The 6,760-nt window shown below is 60.8% G+C and carries 7 protein-coding genes and 1 pseudogene; 3 read left to right on the forward strand and 5 right to left on the reverse strand.

Annotated features, from left to right (window positions below; genetic code table 11):
• Positions 1-923, forward strand: a 923-nt coding sequence (locus tag B2V21_RS02250) for a CobW family GTP-binding protein (protein WP_286915917.1), incomplete at its 5' end; no start/stop codon positions are given.
• A gap of 5 nt (positions 924-928) precedes the next feature.
• Here the strand turns inward: B2V21_RS02250 and B2V21_RS02255 are convergent.
• Positions 929-1,318 (reverse strand): DUF3301 domain-containing protein, encoded by a 390-nt coding sequence (locus B2V21_RS02255; protein ID WP_049860413.1) that lies wholly within the window; start codon positions 1,316-1,318, stop codon positions 929-931.
• Between the two features lie 117 nt (positions 1,319-1,435).
• Here B2V21_RS02255 and pdxY point away from each other — a divergent pair, with 117 nt between their 5' ends.
• Positions 1,436-2,302: a pyridoxal kinase PdxY gene (gene pdxY / locus B2V21_RS02260; RefSeq protein WP_049860412.1), complete on the forward strand. Its 867-nt coding sequence runs from the start codon at positions 1,436-1,438 to the stop codon at positions 2,300-2,302.
• On the opposite strand, the gene B2V21_RS02265 is transcribed toward pdxY, so the two are convergent.
• Positions 2,299-2,784: an acyl-CoA thioesterase gene (locus B2V21_RS02265; protein WP_049860411.1), complete on the reverse strand. Its 486-nt coding sequence runs from the start codon at positions 2,782-2,784 to the stop codon at positions 2,299-2,301. The two genes, pdxY and B2V21_RS02265, sit on opposite strands and share 4 nt — an antisense overlap.
• Before the next feature lie 250 nt (positions 2,785-3,034).
• On the opposite strand from B2V21_RS02265, the gene B2V21_RS02270 reads away from it, so the two are divergent.
• Positions 3,035-4,789, forward strand: coding sequence for a cation:proton antiporter (locus B2V21_RS02270; RefSeq protein ID WP_286915918.1), 1,755 nt, complete (start codon positions 3,035-3,037; stop codon positions 4,787-4,789).
• Between the two features lie 101 nt (positions 4,790-4,890).
• Here B2V21_RS02270 and B2V21_RS02275 read toward each other — a convergent pair whose 3' ends face one another.
• From B2V21_RS02275 to uvrD, 3 genes and pseudogenes are all read right to left on the reverse strand, one after another.
• On the reverse strand, positions 4,891-5,298 hold the full coding sequence (locus tag B2V21_RS02275) for an SMI1/KNR4 family protein (RefSeq protein ID WP_049860409.1): 408 nt from the start codon (positions 5,296-5,298) through the stop codon (positions 4,891-4,893).
• A 117-nt stretch (positions 5,299-5,415) separates the two neighbouring features.
• Positions 5,416-6,267 carry a Tim44 domain-containing protein gene (locus B2V21_RS02280; protein WP_049860408.1) on the reverse strand — a complete coding sequence of 284 codons (852 nt, stop codon included), beginning with the start codon at positions 6,265-6,267 and terminating at the stop codon, positions 5,416-5,418.
• 191 nt (positions 6,268-6,458) lie between these two features.
• Positions 6,459-6,760, reverse strand: a pseudogene (uvrD, locus tag B2V21_RS02285) (DNA helicase II); the annotation flags it as partial.

The raw sequence follows: 6,760 nt of genomic DNA on the forward strand, positions 1-6,760 counted from the left end.
GCGCCGGCAAGACCAGCCTGATTCGTCATCTGCTGACGTGCAAGCCAGCGGACGAACGCTGGGCCGTCTTGATCAACGAATTCGGTCTGGTGGGCATAGACGCCGCGTTGCTGGCTACAGCCGACGATGGTATCGCAATCGGTGAAATCGCCGGGGGTTGCCTGTGCTGCGTGAATGGAGCGCCGTTTCAGATCGGTCTTGCCCGCTTGCTGCGTAGTGCCCGTCCGGACCGATTGTTCATCGAGCCGTCGGGCCTGGGCCATCCATTGCAGATCCTCGCACAACTGGGTGAAGCGCCTTGGCGCGGGGTCCTGGCCGTCCAACCGCTGGTGATGGTGCTTGACGCTCTGGCACTCAGGGCGGGGAATGCGCTGCCTGCGGTACAGCTGGAAGCCGCGCGCACTGCGGGATTGCTGATCATGAACAAAGCATCCGATATTCATGAGCTGTGTATAAGTAAAAATTTACCCACAGCTCAAATGCTGTGGCGGGACGTCGATGAAATCCGCTTCGATCAACTGCCGATTGTGGATAAGCCTGTCGCGCTTTTTGTGGACAAGCCGATAGACAGCCCCAATGCGCTGGGTGATCTATGGGTGGATAAGTCTCGTGTCCGATGCCAAGTGCAGGATCACCCTGATGGCTGGAGCATCGGCTGGCGTTTGCACCCACAGGTTCAGCTCGATCTGCAGACCTTGGGGCGTTGGCTGGAAAATGAAAGTTGGCATCGCGCCAAGCTGGTTATCCACAGCACGCAGGGGTGGCGATCGAGTAATTTGCTGGCAGGACAAACCGCCCAATGGAGACCGAGTGAGTGGCGTCGGGATTCACGGGTGGAGCTGATATTCGACACATCGCAGGACGCAACGCGCTTGCAGCAAGGGTTGTTGCGAGCACAGGTGCCGGATCCGTCACAGGACTGACACCCTCAGGGGCGCCAGCGCTTGTGTTCCTGGCGCCACTGGCTCATTTCGATGACCTCGGCACTGGTCGGCGTCTTCACTTCGAACGGGTAGGGTGCCAGCTCGATCTGCACCGCGTGCGGCCCGAACTGCGTGGCGATGCCTGCATGGCGCTGCTCGCCGGTGACGGTGAACTCGAAGTTGTACACCCGCGCCAGGCGCTTGCGGCCGTTGGCATCGGCCAGCCAGGCAAAGCGCTTGAAGGCGACGTTGTCGTCGAGCAGTTCCAGATCGAGCTTGCCGCAATGCTGCTTGACCCGCTCCAACGCCTTCTCGCGCAGGCCATGGTTGTGCCACAACCAAGCCGCACCTGCGGCCAGTAACATCAGGATGAACATATTGCCAAGGGTCAACATCAACGTGCGCTCCAACCGGTTGCTCGCAGCTTAACTGTGTCTCCGGTCTGTCGTACAGGCTGCATTTCGCGCGATACTGCGCGCCATGAAGTCCTGTCACCGGTCCGGAATCCTTGCATGAAACGTACACCACACCTGCTCGCCATCCAGTCCCACGTCGTGTTCGGCCACGCCGGCAACAGCGCGGCGGTTTTCCCGATGCAGCGAGTGGGGGTCAAGGTCTGGCCATTGAATACGGTGCAGTTTTCCAATCACACACAGTATGGTCAGTGGACGGGAGAAGTGTTGGCGCCGCAACACATTCCCGCACTGGTCGAAGGGATTGCGACGATTGGCGAGTTGGGCAACTGCGATGCGGTGCTCAGCGGCTACCTGGGCAGCGCTGCGCAGGGGCGGGCAATCCTGGGCGTGGTACGGCGAGTCAAGGCAGCCAATCCCAAGGCCCTGTACCTGTGTGACCCGGTGATGGGGCATGCGGAGAAAGGCTGCGTGGTGCCGGCCGAGGTCAGCGACTTTCTGCTCGATGAAGCCGTGGCGGCAGCCGACGTGCTGTGTCCCAACCAATTGGAGCTCGACAGCTTCAGCGGCCGCAAGGCCGACTCCCTGCAGGATTGCGTGGCCATGGCGCGCGCCTTGCTGGCCCGGGGCCCGAAAGCGGTGCTGGTAAAACATCTGGCCTACCCCGGCAAATCACCCGAAGACTTCGAGATGCTGCTGGTCACCGCCACAGGCAGCTGGCACCTGCGGCGTCCGCTGCTGGCGTTTCCGCGCCAGCCAGTGGGCGTGGGTGATCTGACCAGCGGTTTGTTCCTGGCCAGGCTACTGCTGGGCGATGATTGGCTGGCCGCTTTCGAATTCACGGCCGCGGCAGTGCACGAAGTGCTGCTGGAGACCCAGGCGTGCGCCAGCTACGAACTGGAGTTGGTGCGCGCCCAGGATCGAATCGTGCATCCGCGCCTGCGTTTCGAAGCCGTGGCGCTTTAAATCGGTTCTTCCTTGAGGTCGCGGTAGCGCTTTTCCAGCTCCTGGCGGATCTGCCGGCGCTGCTGCGCCTGGATGAAGCGCCGCGTGCCCTCGGCATCCTGTGGCTTCAAAGGCGGTACGTGGGCGGGCTTGCGCTGGTCGTCCACCGCCACCATGGTGAAGAAGCAGCTGTTGGTGTGGCGCACCGAACGCTCGCGGATGTTCTCGGTGACCACTTTGATCCCCACTTCCATCGACGTGTTGCCGGTGTAGTTGACCGATGCCAGGAAGGTCACCAGCTCGCCCACGTGCACCGGCTCGCGGAAAATCACCTGATCCACCGACAAGGTCACCACATACCGGCCGGCATAGCGGCTGGCGCAGGCGTAGGCCACTTCGTCGAGGTATTTGAGCAGCGTTCCTCCATGCACATTGCCGGAAAAATTGGCCATGTCAGGGGTCATCAGCACCGTCATCGACAGCTGGGCGTTTCCAGGTTCCATAGTGAACTCACGGTTGGTTGGCAGAAGTACAGGGGCATCACCTATTCTGGCGTTGGCCACTTACGACGGGTCTCGTCCACAGGCGGACGCTGAACGAGGCTACTCCGTCACGTCTATCGTGCCATTACGTAGGGCATAGCGGCGATCTGTTTCCGCATATTGCACCGACGTTTGCCTGCAATGGGCAGTGTTAACCTGCCTCCTGAAACAATTGGTACCGTAATTCTGAATAGCAAAGGAGGCTATCACCGTGCATGCCATCAGTTTCATCCAGGACCTGGCAGTGATCATGCTGGTGGCCGGCATGGTGACCATCCTGTTTCACCGATTGCGGCAACCGGTGGTGCTCGGCTACATCGTTGCGGGTTTCATCATTGGCCCGCACACCCCGCCTTTCGGCTTGATCCATGACGAAGACACCATCAAGACCCTTGCCGAACTGGGGGTGATCTTCCTGATGTTCAGCCTCGGGCTCGAATTCAGCCTGCGCAAGTTGTTCAAGGTCGGCGCCACGGCCTTCATCGCCGCGTTCCTGGAAATCGTGCTGATGATCTGGATCGGCTACGAGATTGGCCGCTGGTTCGATTGGGGCACCATGGATTCGCTGTTCCTGGGTGCGATCCTTGCCATCTCCTCGACCACCATCATCGTCAAGGCACTCAACGACCTGAAGATGAAGAACGAGCGGTTTGCGCAATTGATCTTTGGTGTGCTGATCGTCGAGGATATTCTGGGTATCGGCATCATTGCCCTGCTGTCGGGTATCGCCGTCAGCGGTGCGGTCAGTTCCGGTGAAGTGTTCTCCACGGTCGGCAAGCTCTCGCTGTTCATGGTGATCGCGTTGGTCGTGGGGATCCTGGTGGTGCCACGTCTGTTGGCCTACGTGGCCACCTTCGAGAGCAACGAGATGCTGCTGGTGACCGTGCTGGGCCTGTGCTTCGGCTTCTGCCTGCTGGTGGTCAAGCTTGAATACAGCATGGTACTGGGCGCCTTCCTGATCGGGGCGATCATGGCCGAATCTCGGCAACTGCTGAAAATCGAGCGGCTGATCGAACCCATCCGCGACATGTTCAGCGCGATCTTCTTCGTCGCCATCGGCCTGATGCTCGACCCTGCCATCCTGCTCGCCTACGCCTGGCCGATCGCGGTCATCACCGTGGCGGTGGTGCTGGGCAAGATCGTCTCCTGCGGGATGGGGGCATTCATCGCCGGCAACGATGGCAAGACGTCCCTTCGAGTGGGGATGGGGCTGTCCCAGATCGGCGAGTTCTCGTTCATCATCGCAGCGCTGGGCATGACCCTGCAGGTCACCAGCGACTTCCTCTATCCCGTTGCCGTAGCGGTATCGGTGCTGACGACCTTGTCCACGCCGTACCTGATCCGGGCGGCAGACCCGCTTTCCCATCGTCTGGGCGCTTTGATGCCGCAGCGGATGGCGCGGGTGCTGGGAATGTACGGGGAATGGCTGCGCAGCATTCAGCCGCGCGGGCAGAGCGCGATGCTGGCGTCGATGATCCGCAAGATTCTCCTGCAGGTAGGGGTCAACCTGGCGCTGGTGATCGGTATCTTCTTTGCCGGGGCCTATTTCGCCGAGCGGATCGGTGGATACCTGACCACATGGGTGGCCGAGCCCGGTGGGCAGAAAGCTTTGATCTGGGGCGCAGCTTTGCTGCTGTCGTTGCCGTTCCTGATCGCCGCCTATCGCAAGCTCAAGGCGCTGTCGATGCTCCTGGCGGAAATGGGCGTGAAACCGGAAATGGCGGGCAGGCACACCCAGCGGGTTCGACGCATCATTGCCGAAGTCATTCCGCTATTGTCGCTGCTGATGATTTTCGTGCTGCTGGCCGCGTTGTCGGCGAGCATCCTGCCGACCCTGGAATTGCTGCTGCTGATTGCCGTGGTGGCAGCCGCAGTGGTGGCCGTGTTGTGGCGCTGGTTCATTCGCGTGCATACGCGGATGCAGGTGGCTTTGCTGGAGACGCTGGACAACAACGTCGAGCATTGAAGTTGGGTAGGCAGGTCTGGCCTCTTCGCGGGTAGAACCCGCTCCCACAAGGTTGGCGGCGCGCCATCGAGCGGTGAAAAGGTCACACCTGCCTGTACCGATCAGCTTTCCAGCCAGACATCCCGCGCCCAGTGCCAGACCGATTCCCAGCTTTCCTCGGTCACCAACTCTTCTTCGCCCGACCACAACACGACGGTGCCGTCTTCTTCGACACAGTAGTAATCGTCGCCGTCCTGACAAATCGGGATCAGCTCGCGCGGGACGCCGAGGTCCCATGCCGTCGCCGCAACGTCCGGCAGGTAGGTGTGCGATTGCGGATCGGTCACGGTAACCGGCTCCAGGCTGCCGTACACCACGTCGCTGACGGTGAGCAGATATTCCTTGAAGACGAACGGAATGTTGATGAACAACTGCTCTTCGATCTCGACCAGCAGGTCTTCGTCTGGCAGTTCCAGGGGAACCGGTACTGGTTCGTTGGCTTCTCGGAGCTGCTCGATCACTTCTTCCACGATGTTTTCCTCTGACCAGAATACGCGCTGCGGTTTATACCTTAGCTGGAAATGGATGCAACGTTCAAAATGCAAAAGCCCCGACCAGGGCCGGGGCTTTGCAAAGCGTGACGCGTATCAGTTCTGGCGGATACCGGCCACCAGCCAAGGCTGGTTTTCGCCCTGGGCGCGTTCCATGTTCCAGCTTTCGCTGAAGGGTTCGCCCTTGTCGAAGCGCGAAGTCTTCGATACACCAACGAATGTCAGGGTAGCGATAGTCTTCTCGGCACGATCATCCACGCCTTCCAGCTGTACATGCAGATCGTCGATGTAGGTGGACTGGAAGCCATCACCCAGCTCGGCGCGTTCCTGCTTCAGCGATTGCAGCATCTGCGGGGTCACGAACTCGGCGATCTTGTCCATCTCGTTCGCGTCCCAGTGCTGCTGCAAAGACTGGAAGTGGTTGCGTGCGGCGTTCAGGAAGTTCTCTTCGTTGAACCAGGCCGGCGCGTTGATCACCGGACGGGCTGCGGAAGCACCGCTTGCACCACCGAAGATCGACGGCTGGGCAGGGGCCTGGTTGATGGTTTCACGCTGGTAAGGTGCACCGGCGCCGGCCATTTGCGGGCCTTGCTGCTTGCGACGGCGAGCGGCGATGAAGCGGAAAATCAGGAAGGCGATGACCGCCATGATCAGGAAGTCGAAGATCTGCATGCCCTGGAAGCCGTCGCCCATGAACATGGAGGCCAACAGACCACCGGCGGCGAGGCCGGCCAGAGGGCCCAACCAGCGCGAAGCACCGCTGGCGGCAGGGGCAGCACGGCCCGGTACGGCGGCTGTGGCACCAGGGGTTGCAGGCGCGGCCTGGCGCGTCTGGTGAGTTGGGGCTGCGCCCATGCTCTTGCCGCCGCCGAAGCGTTTGGCACTGGCATCCAGGCTCATGGTCAGGCCAATGCAAAGGGCCAGAGCCATGCTGAGAAATCGTTGCATAGGTTCATTCCGTTAGGTGGATTGCACGCGAGTCATGTTGCACAGGTGTGCTGTACATAGCTAGTGACAACATGTTTCGAGCTTTTGCGTAATTGCGAAAAGCGGCGTAGGAAATTTCACTGCCTGTGGAAGATGCAGTGTCGGCCTTTTCGCGGCCGCCGAGCACCGCGAAAAGGCCGAGAAGCCAACCGTTACACCGCCTCCAGTTTCGCGTACCCCAGCATCAGCCACTTGCTGCCTTCGGCGAAGTTGACCTGCACCCGCGCCTGGGCGCCGGAGCCTTCGAAGTTGAGGATCACGCCCTCGCCGAAAACCGAATGCTGCACCCGCTGGCCCAGATTGAACTGGGTTTCCGGGATGGCGGCAGCCCCGAACAGGCTGCTCGAGTTCTGTGCCTGACCCCCGCCGAAAGGACGGCTCACGCTGTTGGACAGGCGCACTTCCTGAATCAGCCCGGCGGGCACTTCGCGCACGAAGCGCGAGACCTTGTTGT

This window comes from Pseudomonas sp. UBA6276 (assembly GCF_002438365.1).
Classification (GTDB): Bacteria; Pseudomonadota; Gammaproteobacteria; order Pseudomonadales; family Pseudomonadaceae; genus Aquipseudomonas; species Aquipseudomonas coleopterorum.

Excerpts from the sequence above, each read along its gene's own strand:
- B2V21_RS02265 (WP_049860411.1), bottom strand. The coding sequence starts at position 2,784 with ATGGAACCTGGAAACGCCCAGCTGTCGATGACGGTGCTGATGACCCCT.
- B2V21_RS02280 (WP_049860408.1), bottom strand. The coding sequence starts at position 6,267 with ATGCAACGATTTCTCAGCATGGCTCTGGCCCTTTGCATTGGCCTGACC.
- B2V21_RS02255 (WP_049860413.1), bottom strand. The coding sequence starts at position 1,318 with ATGTTGACCCTTGGCAATATGTTCATCCTGATGTTACTGGCCGCAGGT.
- pdxY (WP_049860412.1), top strand. The coding sequence starts at position 1,436 with ATGAAACGTACACCACACCTGCTCGCCATCCAGTCCCACGTCGTGTTC.